This window comes from Pseudoalteromonas luteoviolacea (assembly GCF_018100925.1).
GTDB lineage: Bacteria > Pseudomonadota > Gammaproteobacteria > Enterobacterales > Alteromonadaceae > Pseudoalteromonas > Pseudoalteromonas obscura.
This window is the reverse complement of sequence record NZ_JAGJEH010000002.1, coordinates 156,907-181,057: the sequence shown is the minus strand read 5'-3', so window position 1 is coordinate 181,057 and position 24,151 is coordinate 156,907. Positions and strand designations below refer to the sequence as shown.

At 37.6% G+C, this 24,151-nt stretch carries 19 protein-coding genes and 2 pseudogenes; 13 read left to right on the top strand and 8 right to left on the bottom strand.

Annotation, left to right across the window (positions count from 1 at the left end; genetic code table 11):
- Genes J8M00_RS03760 through J8M00_RS03750 form a run of 3 tightly spaced genes read left to right on the top strand, consistent with a single transcriptional unit; the run spans nt 1 to nt 2,409 of the window.
- Complete coding sequence (locus tag J8M00_RS03760) at nt 1-675, top strand: response regulator transcription factor (RefSeq protein WP_023400325.1); 675 nt, start codon at nt 1-3, stop codon at nt 673-675.
- Nucleotides 669-2,012, top strand: a complete 1,344-nt coding sequence (locus J8M00_RS03755) for an ATP-binding protein (protein WP_211009006.1) — start codon at nt 669-671, stop codon at nt 2,010-2,012. Before J8M00_RS03760 ends, J8M00_RS03755 begins: the two co-directional genes overlap by 7 nt.
- Entirely contained in the window at nt 1,996-2,409 is a 414-nt protein-coding gene (locus J8M00_RS03750) for a hypothetical protein (RefSeq protein ID WP_211009005.1), read from the top strand. Before J8M00_RS03755 ends, J8M00_RS03750 begins: the two co-directional genes overlap by 17 nt.
- Here the strand turns inward: J8M00_RS03750 and J8M00_RS03745 are convergent.
- Nucleotides 2,399-3,430 (bottom strand): AI-2E family transporter, encoded by a 1,032-nt coding sequence (locus J8M00_RS03745; protein WP_211009004.1) that lies wholly within the window; start codon nt 3,428-3,430, stop codon nt 2,399-2,401. The genes J8M00_RS03750 and J8M00_RS03745 overlap by 11 nt on opposite strands.
- 148 nt (nt 3,431-3,578) lie before the next feature.
- Here J8M00_RS03745 and J8M00_RS03740 point away from each other — a divergent pair, with 148 nt between their 5' ends.
- Nucleotides 3,579-4,484, top strand: a complete 906-nt coding sequence (locus tag J8M00_RS03740; RefSeq protein WP_211009003.1) for a TIGR01777 family oxidoreductase — start codon at nt 3,579-3,581, stop codon at nt 4,482-4,484.
- A 304-nt stretch (nt 4,485-4,788) separates the two neighbouring features.
- Nucleotides 4,789-6,783, top strand: coding sequence for an EAL domain-containing protein (locus tag J8M00_RS03735; protein ID WP_211009002.1), 1,995 nt, complete (start codon nt 4,789-4,791; stop codon nt 6,781-6,783).
- Nucleotides 6,784-7,133: 350 nt separating this feature from the next.
- Here J8M00_RS03735 and J8M00_RS03730 read toward each other — a convergent pair whose 3' ends face one another.
- Nucleotides 7,134-7,586, bottom strand: a complete 453-nt coding sequence (locus tag J8M00_RS03730) for a hypothetical protein (RefSeq protein WP_211009001.1) — start codon at nt 7,584-7,586, stop codon at nt 7,134-7,136.
- Nucleotides 7,587-8,049: 463 nt separating this feature from the next.
- Here J8M00_RS03730 and J8M00_RS28185 point away from each other — a divergent pair, with 463 nt between their 5' ends.
- Together J8M00_RS28185 and J8M00_RS28675 are read left to right on the top strand one after the other, a co-directional pair.
- Entirely contained in the window at nt 8,050-8,148 is a 99-nt protein-coding gene (locus J8M00_RS28185; protein WP_247687219.1) for an inclusion body family protein, read from the top strand.
- 17 nt (nt 8,149-8,165) lie between these two features.
- A pseudogene (locus tag J8M00_RS28675) lies at nt 8,166-8,570 on the top strand (AidA/PixA family protein).
- Nucleotides 8,571-8,888: 318 nt separating this feature from the next.
- Here the strand turns inward: J8M00_RS28675 and J8M00_RS03715 are convergent.
- Complete coding sequence (locus J8M00_RS03715; protein ID WP_211008998.1) at nt 8,889-9,542, bottom strand: EndoU domain-containing protein; 654 nt, start codon at nt 9,540-9,542, stop codon at nt 8,889-8,891.
- A gap of 541 nt (nt 9,543-10,083) precedes the next feature.
- Between J8M00_RS03715 and J8M00_RS03710 the strand changes: the two genes are divergently transcribed.
- Nucleotides 10,084-10,446, top strand: coding sequence for an EAL domain-containing protein (locus J8M00_RS03710; RefSeq protein WP_211008997.1), 363 nt, complete (start codon nt 10,084-10,086; stop codon nt 10,444-10,446).
- Nucleotides 10,447-10,594: 148 nt separating this feature from the next.
- Here J8M00_RS03710 and J8M00_RS03705 read toward each other — a convergent pair whose 3' ends face one another.
- On the bottom strand, nt 10,595-11,467 hold the full coding sequence (locus J8M00_RS03705; protein WP_211009455.1) for an IS5 family transposase: 873 nt from the start codon (nt 11,465-11,467) through the stop codon (nt 10,595-10,597).
- A 1,035-nt stretch (nt 11,468-12,502) separates the two neighbouring features.
- Here J8M00_RS03705 and J8M00_RS03700 point away from each other — a divergent pair.
- Nucleotides 12,503-12,715, top strand: a complete 213-nt coding sequence (locus J8M00_RS03700; protein WP_211008996.1) for a helix-turn-helix domain-containing protein — start codon at nt 12,503-12,505, stop codon at nt 12,713-12,715.
- Nucleotides 12,716-13,223: 508 nt separating this feature from the next.
- Here J8M00_RS03700 and J8M00_RS03695 read toward each other — a convergent pair.
- Nucleotides 13,224-14,156, bottom strand: a pseudogene (locus J8M00_RS03695) (IS5 family transposase).
- A gap of 289 nt (nt 14,157-14,445) precedes the next feature.
- Between J8M00_RS03695 and J8M00_RS03690 the strand changes: the two are divergent.
- The 3 genes from J8M00_RS03690 to J8M00_RS03680 all read left to right on the top strand — a co-directional run bounded on the left by J8M00_RS03690 (nt 14,446) and on the right by J8M00_RS03680 (nt 20,466).
- Entirely contained in the window at nt 14,446-15,141 is a 696-nt protein-coding gene (locus tag J8M00_RS03690; RefSeq protein WP_211008995.1) for a hypothetical protein, read from the top strand.
- 66 nt (nt 15,142-15,207) lie between these two features.
- The gene (locus J8M00_RS03685; RefSeq protein ID WP_211008994.1) at nt 15,208-15,594 is read left to right on the top strand and encodes a hypothetical protein; all 387 of its coding nucleotides are present in this window, start codon (nt 15,208-15,210) and stop codon (nt 15,592-15,594) included.
- Nucleotides 15,595-15,729: 135 nt separating this feature from the next.
- Complete coding sequence (locus tag J8M00_RS03680; protein ID WP_211008993.1) at nt 15,730-20,466, top strand: RHS repeat-associated core domain-containing protein; 4,737 nt, start codon at nt 15,730-15,732, stop codon at nt 20,464-20,466.
- A 173-nt stretch (nt 20,467-20,639) separates the two neighbouring features.
- Here the strand turns inward: J8M00_RS03680 and J8M00_RS03675 are convergent, their stop codons facing one another.
- Nucleotides 20,640-20,846, bottom strand: a complete 207-nt coding sequence (locus J8M00_RS03675) for a hypothetical protein (RefSeq protein WP_211008992.1) — start codon at nt 20,844-20,846, stop codon at nt 20,640-20,642.
- 112 nt (nt 20,847-20,958) lie between these two features.
- Between J8M00_RS03675 and J8M00_RS03670 the strand changes: the two genes are divergently transcribed.
- Nucleotides 20,959-22,073 (top strand): IS3 family transposase gene (locus tag J8M00_RS03670; protein ID WP_432652259.1). Its coding sequence is split into 2 segments (ribosomal slippage): nt 20,959-21,220 and nt 21,220-22,073, totalling 1,116 coding nucleotides; the frame shifts between segments, so codons are not numbered across the junction.
- Between the two features lie 348 nt (nt 22,074-22,421).
- Here the strand turns inward: J8M00_RS03670 and J8M00_RS03665 are convergent.
- Together J8M00_RS03665 and J8M00_RS03660 are read right to left on the bottom strand one after the other, a co-directional pair.
- Nucleotides 22,422-22,703 carry a hypothetical protein gene (locus J8M00_RS03665; protein WP_211008990.1) on the bottom strand — a complete coding sequence of 94 codons (282 nt, stop codon included), beginning with the start codon at nt 22,701-22,703 and terminating at the stop codon, nt 22,422-22,424.
- Between the two features lie 859 nt (nt 22,704-23,562).
- Nucleotides 23,563-23,784 carry a hypothetical protein gene (locus J8M00_RS03660; RefSeq protein ID WP_211008989.1) on the bottom strand — a complete coding sequence of 74 codons (222 nt, stop codon included), beginning with the start codon at nt 23,782-23,784 and terminating at the stop codon, nt 23,563-23,565.
- Nucleotides 23,785-24,151: the final 367 nt, after the last annotated feature.

The following is a 24,151-nucleotide window of genomic DNA, read 5'->3' as shown; positions in this document are numbered from 1 at the left end:
ATGCGAATTTTAGTAATTGAAGATGACATTCAGCTAGCCGAAAACCTCCGCAATGTGTTGGAGAAAGAGAAATACAGTGTTGACCTGTGTCATGATGGCGAAAACGGCCTTTTTCACCTGACAGAGTATCCGCTTGACTTGGCAGTTGTCGATTTGGGTTTACCTAAATTAGATGGTATTGAGTTAATAAGACGTGCACGTGCACAAGATATCAAAATTCCAATTTTGATTTTGACCGCACGAGATCGTTGGCAAGAAAAAGTCGAAGGCTTAGATGCGGGTGCTGATGACTACCTCACTAAACCGTTTCATGTAGAAGAGCTTATAGCTCGCTGCAACGCTTTAATTAGACGCAGTGCGGGACAGGCTAACCCTGAAATTAGCATAGGGCCAATCACTTTACATACGCGCTCTCAACAAGTGTTTGTCAATGATAGAGAATTATCACTGACCGCTTATGAATACAAAGTACTTGAATATTTAATGGTGAATCCACACAAGGTCATTTCTAAATCAGAGCTGACGGAACATATTTATGATCAAGATTTTGATTTAGATTCCAACGTGATTGAAGTTTTTGTCTTACGTCTGCGTAAAAAGCTTGACCCTGATGGAACATTAAACCCTGTAGAAACCTTACGTGGTAGAGGTTATAGGTTTAAAACCCAGTGGTAAGCAGCGCACAAGTTTCTCTCAAAATAAGGCAAGGATTTATCCTTGTCTTTGTCTTAATAGTCGCGCTGCCCGCTTTATTTTTCTCAATTGGACGTGCCTATTACGCCACATTAGTCGACGCCACAGAAAAAACGTTGGAAGCACACCTTTATTCTTTAATCTCTGAAGTAGAGTTTGTCTCCGATGGCATCTCTATGCCTAGAACCATACTCGCTCCAGAGTTAAATCGCTTAAATTCTGATACGTATGCGTTGGTATACCAAGAAAACACCCTTGTTTGGTATTCAGAATCTGCTGTCAGCCTTACCGTTACACCAGATGTGTCACAAACCCAAGCTGGTGCATCTGAATTTAAAAAAGTACGATACAGTGGTGAAGATTTTTGGCAATTAAGTTTAACCGTCATTCTAGGTAATGCAGAGCAATCACAACAAGCTAAATTTATCTTACTCAAGAAAAATTCGGCCCTGCTTGCATTAATGTCAGAGTTTAGAAACACCTTGGTCAACTGGATGCTCATCATGGGCATCGTTATTGCTGCACTAATGGCATTTGGTTTTGTCTGGAATGCACGTCCTCTGCAACGACTGGACAAAGAAATCAAAGAAGTGGAATCCGGTGAACGCGATAAAATATCCGGCCTTTACCCTGTTGAGCTCAACACCATAAAGGCAGACCTTAATTTACTGCTTGATTCACAAAGGCGTCAAAAAGAACGCTACAGAGCATCGTTAAGTGATCTGGCCCATGCCTTAAAAACACCTCTCGCAGTGCTTAAATCGAGCCCATTGGCAGCCGATACAGAAGCACAAGAACAACTAGATCGCATAAATGCCATGATAGAACACCAGTTGAAACGAGCGGCCACAGGCGCATCTGATACGTGGAAAAAGCAAACGAAGGTAAAACCCGTTTTAGATTCAATTCTCAATGCAATGAGTAAAGTATACTTAGACAAGGGGATCGCATTTACAACTGACTGTGAGCAAGATGCAGCTTTTCTTGGCGATAAAACCGATTTGATGGAAATATTGGGCAATATAATCGATAATGCTTGTAAAGCATGTACTCACAAAGTTGATATTACTGTTAAAACAAACGCTAAAAAGGGAATCGCATTTGTTATTGGTGATGATGGTCCAGGCATTCCAGAAAACAAACGAGATGAGCTGTTGCAAAGAGGTTCGAGACTAGATACCTATGAAGCAGGACACGGTGTAGGTATGGCAATTGTTTCTGATTTAGTTGCTTCTTATCACGGGCAAATCATTATTGATTACAGTGAACTTGGTGGCGCCGAATTTACAATAGAGTTTAGCTATGATCAAAACCATTAATATTTTTCTATTTTTCACAATAGTATTTAGTTATGAATCGCTGGCTCGTTCAGAAGCGCTGACGGATTGTAGTCACTTAGAGTCAGACCACCCACAAAAAGCAAAAAGATACCTAATGTGCTTAGATGGCAATATCGAACTACTGGAACGCAGCCGTCAAACGTGGATCACCAAGTTGCTCATGGATACTGAAGAACTCGAGAAGAATACTGGTAATACGCAATTGATGCCAATTATTAAGCGTAGCCTGCTTAGTCAGAGTCGGTATATGGAAGACTCTTGTAAGTGGCGTTATCTAAAAGAACTCCCTAACTCAACAAGAGCAGCTAAAGTGTTTAAGCGCTGTAAGATCTCCTTCTTACAGCAGCATGCGCAAGAGTTACAGGCTAATTTTTAGAGTCTTCATAACTGCCAAGCATGGTCGCCAACCAGCGGCCATCTTCACTATTTTCCAGTCCGATTTTTACAACCATAGTCAACGGTACTGATAGCAACATACCGACAGTCCCCAATAACCACCCCCAAAATATCAGTGACACAAACACCACTAGCGTCGAGAGACCCACACCTTTACCCATATATTTTGGTTCAATGATATTGCCCATGATAGTGTTAATAGACAAATAGCCCGCCGCAACAAGGCCGCTGACGACAGGTCCATGTGTAACAAGTGCCAGTAATACCGGTGGAACAGCAGCTATAATGGAGCCAATATTGGGAATATAATTCAATAAAAAAGCCAATACGCCCCACAAGACAAAGTAGTCCACATCAAGGAGCCATAATAACAAACTTGCCAGCGTGCCTGTCGCCAAAGACACTACTGTTTTTATTGCCAGATAGCTATTAATTGAATTTAAAAAACGGTCAATTTGCTGCATTTTCATTTGCGGGTCATCTAATGCAATATGCACTTTTTTGCTTAGCATAGGTGCTTCAAAAAGCATAAATACAACGGTTAACAAAATTAGAAAAATATTTGCCATCACACCGCCAAACCCTGCAAGCATATTTGTCGCAACGTCGATCATTTTACCGGGGTCGAACAGAGATATTAACTGCTGCTTATCAATTAATATATTATACTGCGCCGCCGTATCAACTAGCCAAATAAATTTCCCCTGCAAGGCCTCTCGATAGCTTGGCAGCTGCTGCGAAAAGTCATTTAGTGACTGTCCAACCAATCCGGCTAGACTCATACCTAATAACGCCACAAGCGCAATAATAATGACAATGGCAGCGCCTTTGGGGATCCGGTAGCTGGCAAAGAACTTTAATAATGGATTACAGATAATCGCGATAAATGCAGCCAAGATAAACGGCACTAAAATATCGTTTGCCAGTTTTATTCCTGCCAATACAATGAATAATGAAGCCATAACAACTAGGCTCTTGTTTATTCCAGTCAATGATGACACTGTTGATCCTTATGCGCAGTCGCAACGTTGAAGATAAAGTTAACACATAACTTTCGAATGTTTCTGCTACTATTGTAATTGAATTTAAATTCAAAGCACTAGGGCAAATTAAAAAACATATATAAACCAGAGACTAATTGAGCGCGGAATGAATATACTGATCACGGGTGGAACCGGACTAATTGGGCAGGAGCTCTGCAAATTTTTAGTTAATAAGTATAACTTAGTCATACTGACTAGAAATGAACTAAAAGCAAGGCATCTATTAGGACAAATAGGACAAAACTCTCGATTTGTTGCATGTTTGTCTGAGGTCGATTTTAATGACATCGATATTATTATCAATTTGGCGGGAGAACCTATTGCCGATAAACGCTGGAGTGATAAGCAAAAACAGGCAATAATTCAAAGCAGAGTTGGCATCACTGAGCAAATCGCAGCCTACGTTAATGCCGCTCACAACCGCCCTCATACGTTTATCTCAGGCAGCGCCATTGGATTCTACGGTAGACAACCTGCTGATGTCGCGGTTGACGAGTCGTATGATAACCCCTATAACGAATTTAGCCATCAGCTCTGTCGCGATTGGGAACAAGCAGCCTTGAAAACTAAAAGTGAACAGACGCGAGTATGTTTGCTTCGAACTGGTGTTGTGCTATCTCGCCGTGGCGGCGCACTAAAAAAGATGTTGCCCGCATTTTCATGGGGGATGGGTGGCCCTATGGCTTCAGGAGAGCAAATGATGTCATGGATACATATTGACGATATGATACAGCTCATATTGTTTCTTATTCGCCATGATGAACTTGAAGGCGCATTTAATGCTACCGCTCCCAATCCAGTTTCAAACAAAGAATTTTCAGATTGCCTTGCAACGGTACTCAATCGTCCCGCTTTTTTTTGGTTACCTGAAAGCTTTTTGAAATGGGCGTTCGGTGAAATGTCTGATATTTTAATATATGGTCAAAAGGTTATTCCCAAAAAAGCCTTAGATGCCAATTATCGATTTAGATATCAATCTCTTGAAGAAGCCCTCAAACAAATAATGCACTAGTGTAAAGTCATTGGCCAAAACATATGGGCTTTTTAAAGCCCGAGTCGTTATAGAGATGGATTATGCTTTTGCACAATGAGCAGCGAAAGCCCTGCCAACTGGTCTAAGAATAGAAACAGTTGGTCATTGGTTATGTCCATAAAAAAGTTTAAACCATTCTATGAGACAAAACCCTAGTTTCACGACTAAGCAATTTTCTGATCATAGATGCAGATTCAGCCAGCGTGGTTATACTTAAATCTACATCAAACTAAGAGCTTTTTGATTGTTTTACACCCAGTTCTCACACACTCTCAAAACCATCATGCACAGCAAGTACTTGCTCTCGCTGCGCGAAGCTTTTATTTCTTTGCTCCCCTACTTTGTCAGCAGCGCTTTGGCTCTTTTGGTTCTCAACAGTGCAATGTACTTCAACCTAATCACCCCTACACATACCCTATACCATATCTTGTTCAATGGTGCGTCTTTAATACTAGGGCTTTTCCCTGTATTTGTAGCCACTTCCATTGGCTTTTTTATCAGCAAAAATTATGGTCATAGCGGTATTATTGGTGCAATGCTGGCACTACTTTGCTTCGCTGTGCATGGTCAGTACATTGTCTATAACAATGATGCCTATGAATTAAATCCAACAGGCGCGACCCCTTTTGCCATCATTATCCCTAGTATCAGTAGCTTATTGTTAATTGTATGTATGGAGTTACAGCCCAGTTTTGAGCGTTATCTGTATCAAGTCAGCCATTTTTTAAGTGAAAAATTACGGACAATTGTGCCTTTTTCTGCTGTATTTTTTAGTTTCTATTTATTTATGCCACTGCTGTATACAGCTGGTGAAGAAATCGCGTATTGGCTCACACCTGAAATGACCGACAACTCCGTAGCTTGGTTAACTTTCCAAAGAATGCTTATTACCCATGGGTTATGGTTTCTCGGTATCCATGGTGATAACACATTTGATATGTTACTGAGCTCTGAGTTTTTAGCACAACCCATTCTACCCGGAATTTCAGCAAAAACATTTTACGACACCTTTGTACTGGTGAGTGGAACTGGTTGCTTTGCTGGATTAATTCTTGCTGCCCTTTTTTTACGACGCAGTGGCCATGAGCGCAACATTGCCAAACTTTCTATTCCATTTACCGCATTTAACTTTTGCGAAATAATCGTCTTTGCCTTACCTATTTTTTTGAACCCCATCATGTTGTTACCTTTCATGTTCGTTCCATGCTTAAACTTTGCCGTGTCTTACGTTGTTTTAAGTCAGGGCTGGGTTGACGTAAGCAACATTGATATAAGCTGGATGACTCCAGCAATTATTAGTGGCTACAGAGTATCAGGGGGACTTGATGGCGCATTCTTACAGGCTTGTTTAATTGTCCTTAGCGCTATCATTTATTACCCTTTTTTAAGATGGCACAATCGACAAATCAATTTTGAAAACGCCATAAATAAGCTCAGTGACAAACTGAATATTTCGGAGCAACTGCGCTCTTCGGGTGAACTGGCATTTATCTCACATCAAAGAGATATAGAGTTTGCCAGCAAAGAGCTCAATCAAGTTCTCACTGACATCAGCGCAGGAAAACTCAAGCTATTTTATCAGCCTCAAGTTTGTCAAATTTCTGAGACTATAAACGGATTCGAAGCACTGCTGAGGCTTCAAAAGCCAAATGGATCGCTAGTAGGACCCTACTTTTTAGACGCTTTAATCAAACATGACCAAACAGATATCATAGACAAATGGGTAATCGAGCAGGCACAGCGAGATTTAGACTACTTTCATAAAAAGGGGTTTACGCCAATTGTCAGCATCAATGTCAATCCTAAAGTGATGATTGACCATACCCTCATTAATTACATTTGTGATAAGTTTCAAAAATTCCCAAATCAGCTAAAAATAGAAGTAGTTGAATCAGGCTATTTAAGCGATAAAAATAAAGTCATACGCAATATCCAAAAACTTCGGACATTTAATATTACCACTGTCATAGATGATTTTGGCACTGGGTATTCAAGCTTGTCTATGTTGGCTGACTTGCCTATTGATATCATAAAATTAGACAAATCACTTCTGGATAATGCACAAGAAGAATCCGGCGCAGATTTCTATACATATGTCGTCGAACTGCTCCACAAAATGGACAAACATTTAATCGCAGAAGGCGTAGAAACGCGGTATCAGTTGGAGTTTGTTCGAGCACTACAAGTTGAAACTGTACAGGGGTGGTATTACCAAAAGGCACTACCAAAACAAGAGATTATTAAATTTACAACTCAATTTAATTCGGATAAATCCTAAGCACCTTGATATGCCTTCTTAGTGCACATGGTGGGTTGTTGCGCAGAGTGTAAGTTTCCTACAGTCGACTTGATAAAAATCACACTAGATCATAAACCATAGAAGGAAACTTTAAGAACTTTTCAGTCTTAGAATTTATATTTGATAATTGGGCAACAACATTTGTATGCTTGCATCTCTGTACTTTTACCACCGTGATATATAGAGATTTAGCCACTAAGCCCTAGCTATGTGAAGTATCGCGAATACGCGTTTTTACCAAGTTAAAACATCAATTAACTGATGATGAAACACCATACTCTGCGCCAATAAAAAATAAGATCTGATGACCTTATCTTTTATGATTTTGATCAAGCTATTAGCAAACTGCACTTCATATATATAATGCGATCGTCGCCTTCATCTTGATAGTAAAAACCCGTCGCATAAGTGTTCCACATGCCATATTTTCCACACGCTACTGGACCGTCGATATCGGCGTGTCTATACACGACCATGTATGGGTGTCTCCTCTTACCAACTACGTTCGAACACTCAAACATTTCTACACTTCGATCGCCTTTATGGTAAAAATACATGCCTGTAACCACATAGCCACCGGTGCATTCATACCAATCATTACCCTTTCCATTCATGTAGATATTATAAAAATCCCCAGAATCAATCTTCATACCATCAATATCGGTGGCTTGAAAACCATACAAGCTACGATCGCCCGAACTACTCAGTGCACTCAGAATATTAATTACCAAGCGAGGACCGCCATCGTGCGCAACGTGCCACTGGGTTCCTTTACCTAACATAACAAAGAATTTAGACACTTACGTGGTGAGGTAATCCCCCCTCTAAATAATGTGGCATTAAAAGCCCGATGATGCGGCCACAGCCATTTATAAATGCGAGCATCAATAGCTACATGTAGGAGTCCCACACCTGGAAATATTGACCATTATGATAAACTTGGCCATTTTTCCACTTTGAAGCGCCTGTTTTTATTGGTACCCAGCCTAGAGAGCGCTTTGCACCGCCAGATTTTCGCCAATTTAAGCGGGCTTTTTTGAATTGCTTTCTACGAGTGACATACTCTTTCGATACTTCTTGGAAAGTCTGACTTCTACACTGTTCCTACAAAGCTACCCTATAGCCCTGTAACTGTTATTTTTTAAGCTTTCTAATACAATTACCTTTCTTAACTAGGTGAATTATTACGATCTTTAGATAAGAACGGATAAATGAAATATATATTCAATTATAAGGAAATTTAAAATGTCAATAGTAACGAATGTTCAAATTGTAATAGATACAGCTTTAGTATTAAAAGATCATCCAACCCCAAGCCAAGAGCCTAATAACCCGACCCTATAGAACATCGGTACGAATATATGTTTGTATCAGGTAATAGCTCCATTTCTGGACAAGGAAGCTCACAATTAAATTTTTTAGCAGTTGTAGGTGATAAAGTCCGTTTTCATGGGACCTCGGAGTCTGATAATTTCGAAAAAATAGTACAAGTTTACGATATTAAACGCTTCGATGGGGAGCAGGTATTCAGTCCATTTTAAGTGTCTTCTTTCAATAAAACGACCGTGGTGCCCACTTCTACTTCTACGGGACTCCCTCCAAATTTTGAAGATGCAAACTTTTCATTTCTACAAGCTTCAGTGATCAATACGGGCACAGAAAACTACCAGGTGCAATTTGCTCTATATGTAAGGGTTAGGGGTGAAAGCACCCCAAGGCTAAAAGGTTACTACCAATGGGATCCAACCATTACAGTAAGAGGATAAATTTATATTAAATAGTTGATTCAGGATCTCATGCCCTTTTGCAGCACCAGTAGGTACCTTCTGGTTCTGATAACTTTTAAATGAAGTCCAGAGATAGGCCTTAGAAAACTACTTGCTCTGCTTAACCTACATTCTATGCGACCAATTATTAATCTTCTTTAGCATAGTGTCTTGTTCCTCGAACGGATCAAACCGTTCGGGGAAAGTTCAATGATTTAGGAAACAATGCCCAATAAAGCCATTAATAGGCAATGGCATAGTATTAATTAGAACCGAATATTACACATTTACACAGTTCACATATGATATATTTATATTCTAGTTCAGAATAGGAAAAGCTGTATTAATAATATATGCTCCTTCAATCTGATTCCTATAACCTCTAATGGTAAATGGGGCTCCATTAGCATAACAATAATTACCTCCACCTGGGCCTGACTTTTGATTGAATACATTACGATCATTTGGAAGGTCCCCTAAATCAACAGCAATGTTAAATGCATAACGTATGCTATTTATTACTTGTTCTTGTGTACATTGGTTTGGAAACATAGTGGAATTGCCATTTTTTGGTATATAATTTTCACCATTTAAAACCCTCACATTAATTGAGGTATATAATTGGTCTGCGCCTGGCAAAACAGGGTTTGTGTTAAATATATCTACATAATTAATATGTAAATCACCATCGTTAGTTATTGGTCGTTCGGCTAAAGGTTGTGAATGAAAACCTTTAGCAACTAAATTACCAGAAACTATTCTAACTTCGCCACAAAAAATATGCCGTTGATTGATCCACGGGTTATCAATCGTACCTGCTATTGCACCACCTTCCTCTATTAGCGATACATTATTAAGTTCCATATTACCTAAACTACAATTAATGGCTGCCCAAGCTGAGATTGGGCAGCCTACTACCAATAAAGTTAATAGGGATAAGCATTTTTTAATTTTTGAAAATATTTTCATCATAAATACCTTTTATATTTTTTTTGTTAATTGACATAGTTTAATTTACCAAATGTTTATTTCTGGTAAATCTTTATAGGGTTATGCGAGATTTTTTATAACTACTCCTCCCCGGTTAAGTGAATTCAGTTTTAGCCATACCAATGTTATTAGATAAAAAAAATCATGACCACGGCATACTTGCTAGATACCCGCTGAAATCAGTTTTCTTAAGTGTTAATCTCTCATAGCACTTATCATTAAACTTACCACATATAACATTCCGTTATTGAATGGCTAAATATATGTACAACACATTTGTCACTAATTATTATGGGTGAAAAAGAATGAACGGAAAAAATTCCTTTGCAAAAATGCCAATCATTAAAATATGTAATGTGGATATATTTGATTATTAAATATTATTAAGGAAATTCATGGGCATGGAACTAGCGGGCTTTAATAGAGAACCGAGTCTTTTTGAAAAACACACCTTTGAACTTTTGGATGTCATCTTAAATCCGGTTAAAAAAATGTAATATTTAGTAAACTAGTTTTTTGCAATGTGACACCCAATCAACTATTGAGTACGGGCATGAAGAAGTTTTTAATCCCCGTTGATAAGGGTAAACTGAAATTGCAAGGTATTGTTTTTGAGATAACTGAGCATCCATTTGACACTATTAGTAAACTTCAACTATTAGATCGTATTTATTGGTTAAAGTCTTTGCATGCGAAAATAGTAATTGACGATTTTGGTGTGTGCCATTCCGATTTCAAAAGATGTCTAATTATTCCTTTAGATTTTATTAAGTTAGATAAGTCATTCGTTGAATTTTCAAAAATAAATGAGCATAGATTAGTAGAAACAACCTCTATCTTTCATGGTATAAATAAGGATGTTATACTGGAGGGGTTGAAAGCATAAAACAGCTTGAACTGGCTAATAAGTGTGGTGTCGATTTCGTACAAGAGTTTTATTTCGGAAAACCAAAAAACATTATTATTCCATTAAGTGACAAGTTTTAGGTCAACCAAGGCCTTGTTGATCAAATAGGTATTTACCAACGGTCGCGTCATTTTTGCTGATATTCAGGCATACCTAGCCTGTTCATCTTGTTGATCACCTTGGCTTTGATCATTACTTCTGTGTGTTGGCTGTTGAAGATACGACTTTTTAAGTCGTCACCCATAAGCTGTTTAAAGCGATAAACGCCCGTTTCAGCCAGCGAGCGCTCATGATAACCAGACTTTTCCTTCCAGTGTTTTAAACCAAGTTGGTGTATTAATATTATGGCGCTATTTCTTGGATGACCTTTCTCCCAATATTGGGCATTTTCCCTTGGGGGGATCCGAGCTACGGCACCTTTGACTGCAATTTCATCGTAGCAATCACGCGTATCATAAGCACCATCACCGGCGACTCTGTTAACATTTCGGCGTAGCGGCTGTAGTAAATCACCTAACACCTCACCATCCGACACACTCACCATTGATAGCTCTGCGCTGACAATGTCATGACTGGCTGCATCTATGGCTAAATGAAACTTACGCCAAGTTCGGCGCTTGTTGGCTCGATGTTTTCGAGTATGCCATTCGCCATTGCCATAAACTTTTAGGCCGGTGCTATCGACAACAATATCAATAAACCCCTGTGTAATTGGCTTGCACAGACAACTATAACCAGGCGATTGTATAGGTGCATTCATTAAATTAAGGATTGAATTAACGAACCCTTCAAGTGCTCGAAGTAGCAAGTTAAAAACTGACCGAAGTGTCAGGCAAGTTTCAATTGCAAAATCAGAATATTTATTTGAACGGCCACGTCCACCGCGTTTTTCTGCGGTTTGCCATTGTTGAATAGCGTCGTCACTGAGCCAAATAGCAATATTGCCACGCTGTATTAATGCTCGATTATAGGCAGACCAGTTCTTAATTTTCTTTGTCATGGCGACATAGGTTGCGTTGTGCTTTTTGATCTGATCACGCAAAAGGTCATAAGTTTAATTATTTAGGAAACAAGGCCGTCAAACAACCATTGCATGCAACCTACCCTTTTAGATGTGAATTTTTAAATCCTATTAACTGAAAAGTATAAGGTTTATGCACAACCATTGTTTCCCATTAAACGGTGGAGAAAAAGAATATTGAAATCCTTGTTGTCAGAGCATTGTTAGAGATACAGGATATCTCTAATTCAATCGTAAGTTTGGATGCAATTCACTGCCAAAAGAAACACTAAAGCAGCTCATTTCAAGGACGGTAGACTACCTTGTTCAAGTAAAAATGAATCAATAAAAGCTATATACTACAGTACGAACATGCTTTGATGACGTATTTGAGTATGAAACTCAACACTCACCTTCTCATACAGAATAACGTCAAGGGGTGGGCGATAAGAAATTAGGGCTGTTTGCGGATTGTAAGCAGGGCGATTACCCAATAAATTAGCAGGACAATGACCTGGTTTGCGTAGTATTGTTGCAATTTAAAGACACCTAAATAAATGGTTTAAAACAAGTATAGATACACGTTCCACATTCCACATTCCACATTCCACATTCCACATTCCACATTCCACATTCCACATTCCACATTCCACATTCCACATTCCACATTACATTAAAGTAAAAGTAGAACGACGTAGACGCGTGTCAGATACATGAACCGATTTCGGCTTAGAATATATGTGCTCGAGATGTATAAAGTAACCGAAGGTTCAATTCACAGTAAATATGTCCGGGCTTATTGTGGCACGAATTCAGCTGAATTACTGATGGGTTAATAGCGATTAACAAAGTGTAATCCCGCCCTGGTCGTCAAATGATGGAACTCAGAGGTGAATCTTATATATAACTGTTCCAAACTTTTATCATTGCTGATCGAGAGTAATAAAATTTTTGCAGCATTTATGCTGTTATTTAATGTTTGATTATTGGTTACTGTCTTGTTTGTTGTGTACAGGATTACAAAAGAAATATATTATGAAGATAGGTTTAAAGGATTTTGGATATTTGTGTCGGCACTTAAGAGTTAAAGATCGTATTACTCAAGAAGCATTAGCGTTAGAAATTGGGGTTGCCGTATCAACGATTGAACGTATTGAGAATGGGAAAGTAATTCCAAGAATAGATTCTATGTTTCGTATACTAGATCATTTAAATTATGAACTTCATTTGGTTGGGAAAATAAAATAGATTGAAAATATTATTTTTTGGATAAGGCGTTATTAAATTTACAATAAAACACACCTAAATTTTCAGTGAAACAGGCCACTTTATTTGCGTTAGGCTGTGATGATGCTAACTTAAAAACACATAATTAACATGGCAGTTATTTGACTTTTTAATATTAACTTTGAGCTTTATTAATTATGTAAACTTTGTGAGCACCATGGAGTAGAACAAGTTTTTTGAGTGATAAAAATAGTTTTAAAATGATAAATAACTGGCGTTTAAATGATTTTAATTTGTAAATTTAAATATATTTCAATTTATATTTTTTTAAATATTTCAGTACGCTATAGTCTTGTTGATTGATAAGTTGTACGGACTATTATAACAATTAGTCTATATACTTTTTCTGCCATGCCCCCACTTAAAGTAATGGTGTAATTATCCAATATTAAAATTCACAGTGCCAATAGAGTAGATGATAGTGGGGCCTTGTTGATCAAATAGGTCTTTACTAACGGTCGCGTCATTTTTACTGATATTCAGGCATACCTAGCCTGTTCATCTTGTTGATCACCTTGGTTTTGATCATTACTTCTGTGTGTTGGCTGTTGAAGATGCGACTTTTTAAGTCGTCACCCATAAGCTGTTTAAAGCGATAAACCCCCGTTTCAGCCATCGAGCGCTCATGATAACCAGACTTTTCCTTCCAGTGTTTTAAACCAAGTTGGTGTATTAATATTATAGCGCTATTTCTTGGATGACCTTTCTCCCATTATTGGGCATTTTCCCTTGGGGGGATTCGAGCTACGGCACCTTTGACTGCAATTTCATCGTAGCAATCACGCGTATCATAAGCACCATCACCGGTGACTCTGTTAACATTTCGGCGTAGCGGCTGTAGTAAATCACCTAACACCTCACCATCCGACACACTCACCATTGATAGTTCTGCGCTGACAATGTCATGACTGGCTGCATCTATGGCTAAATGAAACTTACGCCAAGTTCGTCGCTTGTTGGCTCGGTGTTTTCGAGTATGCCATTCGCCATTGCCATAAACTTTTAGGCCGGCGCTATCGACAACAATATCAATAAACCCCTGTGTAATTGGCTTGGTTCGATATTGAACATTAAGCTGCTTTCCTCGCTTGCACTGACAGCTATAACCAGGCGATTGTATAGGTGCATTCATTAAATTAAGGAGTGTATTGACGAACCCTTCAAGTGCTCGAAGTAGCAAGTTAAAAACTGACCGAAGTGTCAGGCAAGTTTCAATTGCAAAATCAAAATATTTATTTGAACGGCCACGTCCACCGTGTTTTTCTGCGGTTTGCCATTGTTGAATAGCGTCGTCACTGAGCCAAATAGCAATATTGCCACGCTGTATTAATGCTCGATTATAGGCAGACCAGTTCTTAATTTTCTTTGTCTTGGCGACATAGGTTGCGTTGTGTTTTTTGATCTGATCACGCAAAAAGTCATAAGTTCAATTATTTAGGAAACAAGGCCTAATAGTGATGCTTTTTTGTCAAGTAAATGACAATTAATATTTAGGGTTTTCGTTTTTTAGAATGCCTTCAAATAATCTTAAATTTCTTAAGCATTTATGCTGTGTAACTGGTTCATTTCCCTTTGTATTATAATTAAGCCCGCTTAATTCCTTTATAATATTTATTTATATCGGAAAAGCGGAATTTAAAACCAAGTAAATTTAAAACATTAATTAACAATAATTTATAGAGGAAAAAAATATGTATTTACCTAATGTTGTATCCATCGAGCAAGGATTAACTTCTTTGAAAAATTTACACGACAAAGTAAATAATATATTCAAAGATGATGGCAATCCTAAAAGGCAAATTTTAGTACAAATTAAAAATAAGACTGATAGACAGTTACTGTTAGCTGGTTCTCATATTGGTGCAGGTGTTATTGCGAGCAAAGGAGAAGATGTCTGGGAAGCACCGTTTATTTTAGAACCAAAAACAGCTGCACTTATTCCTGTAGAGAGTGCTGGTTGGTCTGCTCAAAGCTGTTTCGCTTATGGTTTTAGTTTAAAGAAAGATTCTACAAATTCTGCACATGCAATGTTTCTACTTTATTCGTATAACCCAAGAATTGGTTATAACTATGGTGGCATTCATAATATTTCAGAAAAAGAGTTCCTTACAAACGAAGATTGGCAGCAAGCAAAAGTAAATGAAGGAAAATACGGGGGGAATTCTGCTTGTCAAGAGGCTGTAACTGGAACGGGCCCTGATTGGCAAGTAGATGTTTCACACTCTCCAACTGGTGAATTTCACGTTAATGAAGATTTAATCATTAGACGGACGGCTACAAGAGAAACAATTGAAGGTAAAACGGACGTTTCAAGGTTAAGGATCAACTTCACCTTTGAAAATAGTAAAGAAGCAAATGAAAAAATAGCAAATGAAATGATGATGTAGACAAGGTGTATCTGTTAGATACCTAAAATATATATTTTATTAATAGATTAAATAAGGAAATAATTCATGAATGACAACCAATTTGTATACAAAAGTATTGTTGCCGACGAAGCAACTGGTCTTTGGGGTCCAATCTTAAACGTACTAAGAGGAGTTAGTGATGAATTCCCTAAAGTTGCAACTTCAGATATAGAAGGAGAAAATTCTAATGCTGTAATAATTTATAACGAAGGGGAAGTGCCAGATTTCGAAGAGCTGTCGGATAATTGGAATAGTATAACATTTTCGGTAAATCATGACTTCACAGACTTGTATGACCAATGTGTGACATTCTTAAATGACACTACGCGTCTAAGTTATACTCAAGCATACTATTCGAATATCGTAATGACGAATGCTGCTGGACATCCTGCTTATTTAACCGTGTTTTATAGAGGACTTGGAGATAGTTAGGCCATTTTATAAACTATATATAAATATTACTGGCCTTGAAAAACAGGCCAGTTAACTAAAAAAATCTGCATAGTTATTAAAAAACCAAAGATGCTCGATGCAGGTAATTGAGTATTAAATAAGGACATCATAATCATGAAACATCATCAAAAACAACCAAAAACTAAAACAAATTTAAGTAAAAAAAACAATGCTTCAATGGCAAGAAATTATTCTAATGCCTTGAAAAGTCAAGTTAACATACGAACAGGAGAACTGGATATTGGATTATTGCCTCCATTGTTAGTAAGCTCTGTAAAAATGGACATTAATCTAGGGGTGATCTATCACCAAGGCAGTTCCCGCAAGCACAACTCATTATTTGGACTTCCCAATGGGTGGACATTTAATTTAAGTTATATTCATTCAAATGAAATTGTTATAAATGGAACTGAGTCGTACCAGCTTTCGCATTCTAGTCGTTCTGGAATGCTGTATTATGAAAAAGAAAACTTAGAGCTGAAATATTTCAACCAAGGTGAATTTCCTGTTTTACCCTATGATAAATCCCAAAACTATGCATATATCCTAAAGTTTTATGATGGGCACAATCAATACTTTGATGAGTATGGTAAACTGATTTGTTACGATGACAAATATATGAACCATCAATTGTTTTACTATGATATTAATACAAGCATTACCGATTCAAAATTGATAAAAGTCATAGGTACTGAGAAGCAGACCGCAGCACTTAGCTTTAATAAAGGTGAGATAAGAATATCGTACCTCTCTAACGCAAAAAATAGAATTCAATTCTCTTACAAAACAACTGAAGACAACTTGAGACTAACAGAATACATTGATCCTTTAGGTAACATTACAAGTATAGAGTATAATGGGGGGTTAACTCATAAAGGCCTAATTTCTAAAATAAGCTACCCAAACAAGTTGAACGAACAATATAGTTATAAAGTGATTAGTTATTTAGACATAAAAGGTGAAAAATCATTGTTAAACGTTGTAAATGAAGTTACTCGCTCATATGGTAGTGACATTCGGACAACCACCTATAACTATAACCCCCATGATAATAATCATAACTATACGGGCTTCCCTATATTTAAAGTCGTACCTGGCGAAGATACATTACTGCAAAGTATGGATAATAATTATAGATACTATACGACTGTCAACGATGGAATTACAGAAAAAACCCATGAATTTAACCGACTTCATCTTGAATTAAAATCAACGGAAAGAACATTGAGTGGGGTCGTTATCAGTGAGACAACAAAGAAATATCATGGTGAAGAACCTGATAGTATTTTTCCCTATTATAAGAGTTTACCTTCAAATTACCAGTTCTGTAAAGAAGAAGAGCGCACATTCTATAATGAAATGAATGATTGTAAAACTTATAAAACAACCTCTGAATACAATGGTCGTGGTCAAATTACCAATGTGGCTAATTACGAGTTAGAAGAGGGAGATTTTAAAATTACTAATGAAATAGCTACCACTTACGACCCCAAATATGGAGTACTTTCTTGTGAGGATAAAAAAGATTATATGCCTGACGGCATTATTATGGATAAACCCACTATAAAAAGAATAAATAACATTTTAACAACAAATAAAAAGAGTATTTTAAAAAATCAAATTGGCTCTGTTAACGGCGATGATTTTACACCAATAAAAAACACCTCTTACAAGTATGATGAAAAAGGCCGGTGCATCTTTAATAAGCTTTACTGGGAAAACTACACTCACAAAGAAGGGATTCGCGAAACTACCCAAACATACGCTTATACAGAAGACATTAAAAATAACACATTCACTAAAAGTAAAACCGACCATGAAGGAAATGAGTCAAGTGAGGTTTACGACCTTAACACCGGGTTACTGTTGACTAAAATTAGTGCTAACAATGAGAAAGAAGATTATACATATGATGACTTAGGGCAAATACTTTCTCAAACCAGCCCTACAGGAGTTATTATTAAGCGGTGCTATGATTATGTAAATAATAAAGTGACGACATCATACCAGAACGGGTATCAAAACTTCACCTACTACAACGGATTTGGTGATTGCATAAAAAAGTCTGATATTAGATATTTAAATGGAAAGGAAAGAATTTTAGAACAGTATATATTCAATAACAAAGGACAATTGAGTTCAAAGGAAGGTATTTTAGGAGACAATTCTAAGCATACCTATAGTTACAATGATTACGGATTGATTAGCTGCAAAAAAGATTCAGAAGGCAATACCACATCATACGCTTACGATCCTGTTTCTTTAACGAAACAAACCTATTTAAATGGCACTAAAACTAAGCAAGAGAAATACAACACTCAGAAAAAAGTAATTAGAAGCACACTGTATAGTTTAGACGAAAAGCATGACATTAGGATGATATCTAAGAGATATAATTCGCAAAATTTGATTGTAAATACTACCTCAGGAAATTCGTCAGAAAAAACAATGAAGCAAAAAACACAATATGACGTTTTTGACAATCCAATAAGGCAGGTTGATGCTGGTTTCGACGGTATGGAACGAACCAATGAGTTAACGAGGGATTTATTATCGAATGTACTTCATAGCACTCGTGCTTTGTCTGGTTCTTCCTCAGTAAAAAAAAGCACCACTCAAATTTATAATACTATTGGGCAACTAACAAGTGAGGTGTTTTCAAATAATAAATCAATGGACTACACTTATGATAAGGATGGAAATGTTATAGCCTCAACTGATTTAAAAAACAATAGAATAAATTATACGTATTTTGCTGATAAGAAGTTGAGATCTAAATCCTATCTTGATGAAAATGGTGAAATTATAACAATAAACTATGATTACGATCACAGCTCAAACCTTTTAACATCAATTAAAAGGGTCAGCACCAATAAAGCCACTGTAGATATCATGCACTATTCATATTCACTAGATGGACTATTAACAAAGTTAGTTTATCCTGATGGGAAATCTGTATCTTGGGAATATGATGAAAACAATTTACTAAGTAAATTGACAGATATTAATGGTCAGGATACAACCTATATCTATGACCGATACGGTCGAATTAAAAAAGTTCAGCGTGAAAATTTAGACGAGTTTGTTTCTATAAAGTATTATGGGAAAAACGATAAAGCATATAGTGGTCAGGTCAAGTCCGTTTCGTACTCCAATGGTGTAACAATTAGTTATTGTTATTCTGATTTCAACCTTATATCTAAAATTATCATTAAAGATTCAAATGAACAGACTCTTCTTTCAGTTGACTACAAATATGATAATGTTTCAGGTAATATTTCGCTTGCATGCTATAGGTCTAATAAGGAGGGTGATGTAGTTCTAAACTATGACATAGCTTATAAATACAATGGAATAAATCAACTTACCTCCGAGAAAAAAACAGACAAAAATGGAAATTTAATTACAAACACTGATTACACATATGATGCTTCCAATAATATACTTTCAAAAACAATCACTCGAGACAATGAAGAATCTACTGATTCAAATTACATTTATGATGAAGATAACAAGCTTACCTCAATAAAAACGGGTAAAAAAACGCAATTTCTTACCTATGACGAAAATGGGAATTTAACTAAAGATAGTGAAGGTAATTTATATTCATATAACACGCTAAACCAGTTGATATCATTCACTTCAAAGTCAGGCATTATAACCAAATACTCTTATTATCCAACAGGCCTAAGGTCTAGCAAAAAAGTTGGACAAGAAGAGGAGATTGTATATTATTATGATAATGAGAAAAACCCAAACATCATAAATGAACAGCAAGCCGAAACGGTCTCAAGCTACCTTATGTTTAAAAGTGAGCGATTTATACGTTTATATAATGATGGCTCCTCTGTAAATAGAGAGTATATGTTGCAAAGCGAAAAGAGCATCATGATGGTTGTGGATTTTAAAGGAAATATAGTTTCTTCTTATAACTATTCTGCATACGGTGAAGGGAGCATTAACGAAAATACATATTCTATAAAAAGTAACCCTTTTATGTACAATAAAGAATATTTTGACTATGAATCAGGCCTTTATTATCTACGCTCTCGCTATTATTCACCCAATTTAATGTGTTTTATTTCCAGAGATAGTATTGTAATTTTTAACCATTACGCATTTGCTACTGGCAACCCAATAAAATTTACAGATCCTTCAGGACATCTGTCTTTTTTAGAAACTTTAGGCATTACTGTAGCTGCTGTAGCCGTTGTAGGTCTTTCAATAGCAGCTGCGATTGTTAGTGGAGGAACAAGTGCCGTGGCTGAAGGTGCTGGATCAGTTGGAGCGTCAGTAGGGTCAAGTGTGGGAGAAGCACTAGGCGGAGCCGAAGGAGCAGATGTAGGAGCTGCTACCGGTAAGGCCGTCGCCGCCGGAGCCGCCTCTGGGGCAGTAAAAGGGGCCGCAACTGGCTCTGTATTAGGGGCTGCAATTGGCTCTTCAACAGGTGTAGGTGCAGGTACCGGAGCAGCAATTGGAACTACTTTAGGCAGTGCCGTAGGTGGAGCCTCAGGACTGCTTACCGCTGCATTCGCTGAGGGAACAGCTGCGGGAATTGGGGCCACTAGCGGGATAGCAATTGGTTCAACTATAGGTGGGTTTGTTGGAAGTGCCTTAGGTGAATCAATAGCGGGAGCAGCCGGAGCACAAATTGGATTATTTTTGGGAGCTTCTGCAGGAGGTTCTGTTGGAGGAGTAATTGGCAGTGTCGCCGGATCTGTTATTGAGCTTGGCGCATCAGCAGGGGGCATTGTTGGTACTGCATCCACTGTAGGTACTAGTATTACAGGGTTTGTTAGTGGAGTAAGTGACTTTTTCTATTCTTCATTAGCTACCATTGTAGAGGTTTAACACAAGTCCTAGGAGGTTTGCCTCGAACTGAACAGTGTAAAAGGATGTTTTGAATGTTCACATTGTTCAGTTATATCTCACGAAATGAGACTGTGACTTAGAAAAGAAACTGACAGGTTTATTTGAGGTGGTTAAACAAAAATCAGTTAGACAGCTCACAGGCGAAATAATTTTCACTTCAATAAATAATGTCCTCCTGTGATGCCATTTACGTTAAAAATAGCATCCTGATTAAACCCTATTGTTAAACTATTGCTAAGCGCATTTATAACGAAAATGCTTTTTGCGTACGTTGTGTTGAGTGAGAAGCCTGAAGAAGAAAAGTGAGCTTCGATGTGGCCTTTTACTAATGCCGATGAAATCGGTTGTATTGAATACATGCCTACCCCGTTAGTAGGAATATTGACACTAGACGCATTGAGCCGGCAACCCAACCTAAGTAGCTGAAATTAAAGTAGAATTCCCTCACTCACTAGATACAGGAGAATCTGCATGAAAAAATCAAAATATTCGGATAGCCAAATCATGGCTGTTTTAATACAAGCTGAAGCCGGAACCCCCGCTCCTGAACTGTGCCGCGAGCACGGTATGAGTTCTGCCACTTTTTATAAATGGCGAGCCAAATATGGCGGAATGGACGCCTCATTGATGGCTAGAATGAAAGAGCTTGAAGAGGAAAATCGTCGCCTCAAAAAAATGTATGCCGAAAAACGTCTTAAGGCTGAAATTATTCAGGAAGCTATGGCAAAAAAGTGGTGAAGCCTTTGATGCGTCGGACCTTGGCCAAGGAGGCTTTTGAAAACAAAGGGGTTAGTATCAGTACCGCTTGTCGCGCTTTTGGCATTAGTCAAACCTGCTATCGCTATCAACCTGTTTTGAATGAAGAAAACCAACTTATAGCTGACTTGCTGATAGCCTTGACGGAGAGTCAAAAGAACTGGGGGTTTGGTTTGTGTTTTTTGCACCTGAGAAATGTTAAAGGCTACGAGTGGAATCACAAACGCGTTTATCGAATCTATCGTGAGTTGGAGCTTAACCTTCGAATTAAACCTAAGAAGCGTGTTGTTCGCGAAAAGCCACAGCCACTTGCCGTTCCTGACGATATAAACGAGAGCTGGTCGATGGACTTTATGCATGATCAATTAAGTGATGGTCGAAGTTGTCGGTTATTTAATGTCATCGATGATTTTAACCGAGAAGGCTTAGCAATTGATGCCGATATTTCAATGCCCTCCAAGCGTGTGGTGCGTTCACTTGACCAAATCATAGAGTGGCGAGGTAAGCCCAAGCGTATTCACTGTGATAATGGCCCTGAATATGTCAGTCAATACTTGGCTGACTGGGCAGAAAGACACAATATTGAATTGCTCTTTATTCGACCGGGTAATCCGCAACAAAACGCATATATAGAGCGATTCAATAGGACCGTCAGGTATGACTGGTTAGGCTTGGAGTTGTATTCTGAAATTGAGGAGCTCCAAGAACAGGCCACACAGTGGCTGCGGACGTACAATAATGACCCCCCTAATATGGTGCTGGGTGGAATGACTTCCATACAAAAGTTAGATTTAATTAAACAACAACCCTCTACTTTTAAGCTCAATTAAAAATGAGGGGATTACCGTGACATCAGACAATGCGCTATTTTCGTGGATATCCAGGTTTTTCTCACTCGTCAAAGAAAAGCCACTGTAAATAAGCAAAAACCAACATAAATATATATTCAAGACGCATTTTCACTCCTTGTTAGGCAATAATTACTATTAAAGCCTAGTACAAGGTTAAATTTCATTTATTACAATTGGCTACATCAAAAGTCATGTAACTTAGATAAAACCAAACTGGATCTTTTAAATGGAGGGTGGCGCTTTTGAGGAAGGGAAATTTATAAAAAATCGTGACATAAAGCAAAACCTCACAACATTCAGTCGCAAGGTTTATCTTATCAGTTAAAATTAACGATAACGGCCGTATGTATGTGTTTGGCTGTCTAATATATATCTAAAACCACTTACATACACGGGTCCTCGACACTGAATATGCCCTTGATGTGTAAACGAAACCATAGTTCCAGGGAACGAACCAGATTCAGGGAACGACGAACCAACATTCTCATATTGGCATATCGTGATCTTGCCATAAGCACTCGAAGTTACTTGATCCTCTTTAACCTCTTGAGGAGAAGCTGATGCGAAAAGTGGAGCTAAAAGTAGTACTGCTGCGATATGTTTTTTCATTATATTTCCTTTATATTTGTTAAGTACCGCTAAAAAATATAAACAAACAAAAACCACAGATCAACATCAGAAAACAACAAAAATTCAAAATTTATTAAAAGCTTGATTACTCTATACTTACATAACACTTAGATTCAGAAAGTTAATTCAATCAAACATTCTTTCAATTCCAATAATCGCAATAAAAAACCCTGCTTTAATAACAAAAAAAAGTAACGCAACCATAAGCCACGAATATAAAAATAAATATTTATTGAAAAAATATAAAATTACAAAAACAAACGCGGTATCGAGTTAATTTATTGCCAATTCTAAAATATTATAGGCAACTCGCCAATTTTCCCGTTGCAAGTATAAAAGTAATTCAGCACTAAGTTTTCCACCTCACCTGAAACAACTTTACTTTAAATAGCTCAAAAGAAGTTTGTTCGTTATGAAATAGAATGGCTAAAAAAGATATTGGTTGATACAGAAGAAAGAACAACTACTCAGTTATATTTCAATCGATAAACGCTCTTAATACCAGTATAAAAATCATTGGACGCGCAAACTCTTGGGGGAAGATTGGCCTTTGAGTTTCAACCTTATAACATCTGAATAATCGCTTAGGCTAATCAATTTGATACACAAATACAGTGGATGGTTGCCGAGCCCATTTTAACAAAACTTGAACAGGTGAGTTATAAGAGTACTATCAAAAATAATAATGATCGAACCTAGCCAGTTCGACCATTTCAAACAATAACCCATCTCAAGTATGACAGCTAGACTATCTCTAAAAGACAATCCCAAAGCAGTATATAAACAATACCCGAGATCGAGAAAACTGTACTGAAGACGTTAATAGAATATATCGCGGCTATGTACTTTGCTCTGCACGAGTAAACCACGCCACTACCTGCTTTAAGTAAGCATCTCCATACTTAGCGGCAAACTCTTGTGTGTGAAGATCATTTGGATCACTCAACGCATGGATACGGGCTCGCGCGTATTCAGGTGTTAAATTGATATTGCAACGCACTGTAATCGCATGACGCCACTGTTCATAACTTTGAAAATAAAAACTACTGTGCTCATTCATAATGCCTGAGTCCCTCTGTTTAAGCGTGTATATTAGCGCGGTGTGTAGAGTACTAAGCTGTACCTTGGGAACAGTAGAGCACTCACTTATGTTACTATATAACGATTCGACAGAGGTAAAGTTTAGACTAGCATGTAAAAATACGCGCCATATTTGCGCCTCCAGTACAAAATAACCAAGTCTATTTTTTAAGAATTAGTAGCTAGCGGCAACTCGACAGAACAACTGTTATCCCGGCTAATGTGTCATGTGTGGCAAGAAGTTGAAGGGAAATATAATTGTGGCGAAAAATAAGTACTAGATATTGAATGTTTGGGCTCAAAAGGTCGAAACCAAGCCATAAAAAAAGCGCGTTTTACAACGCGCT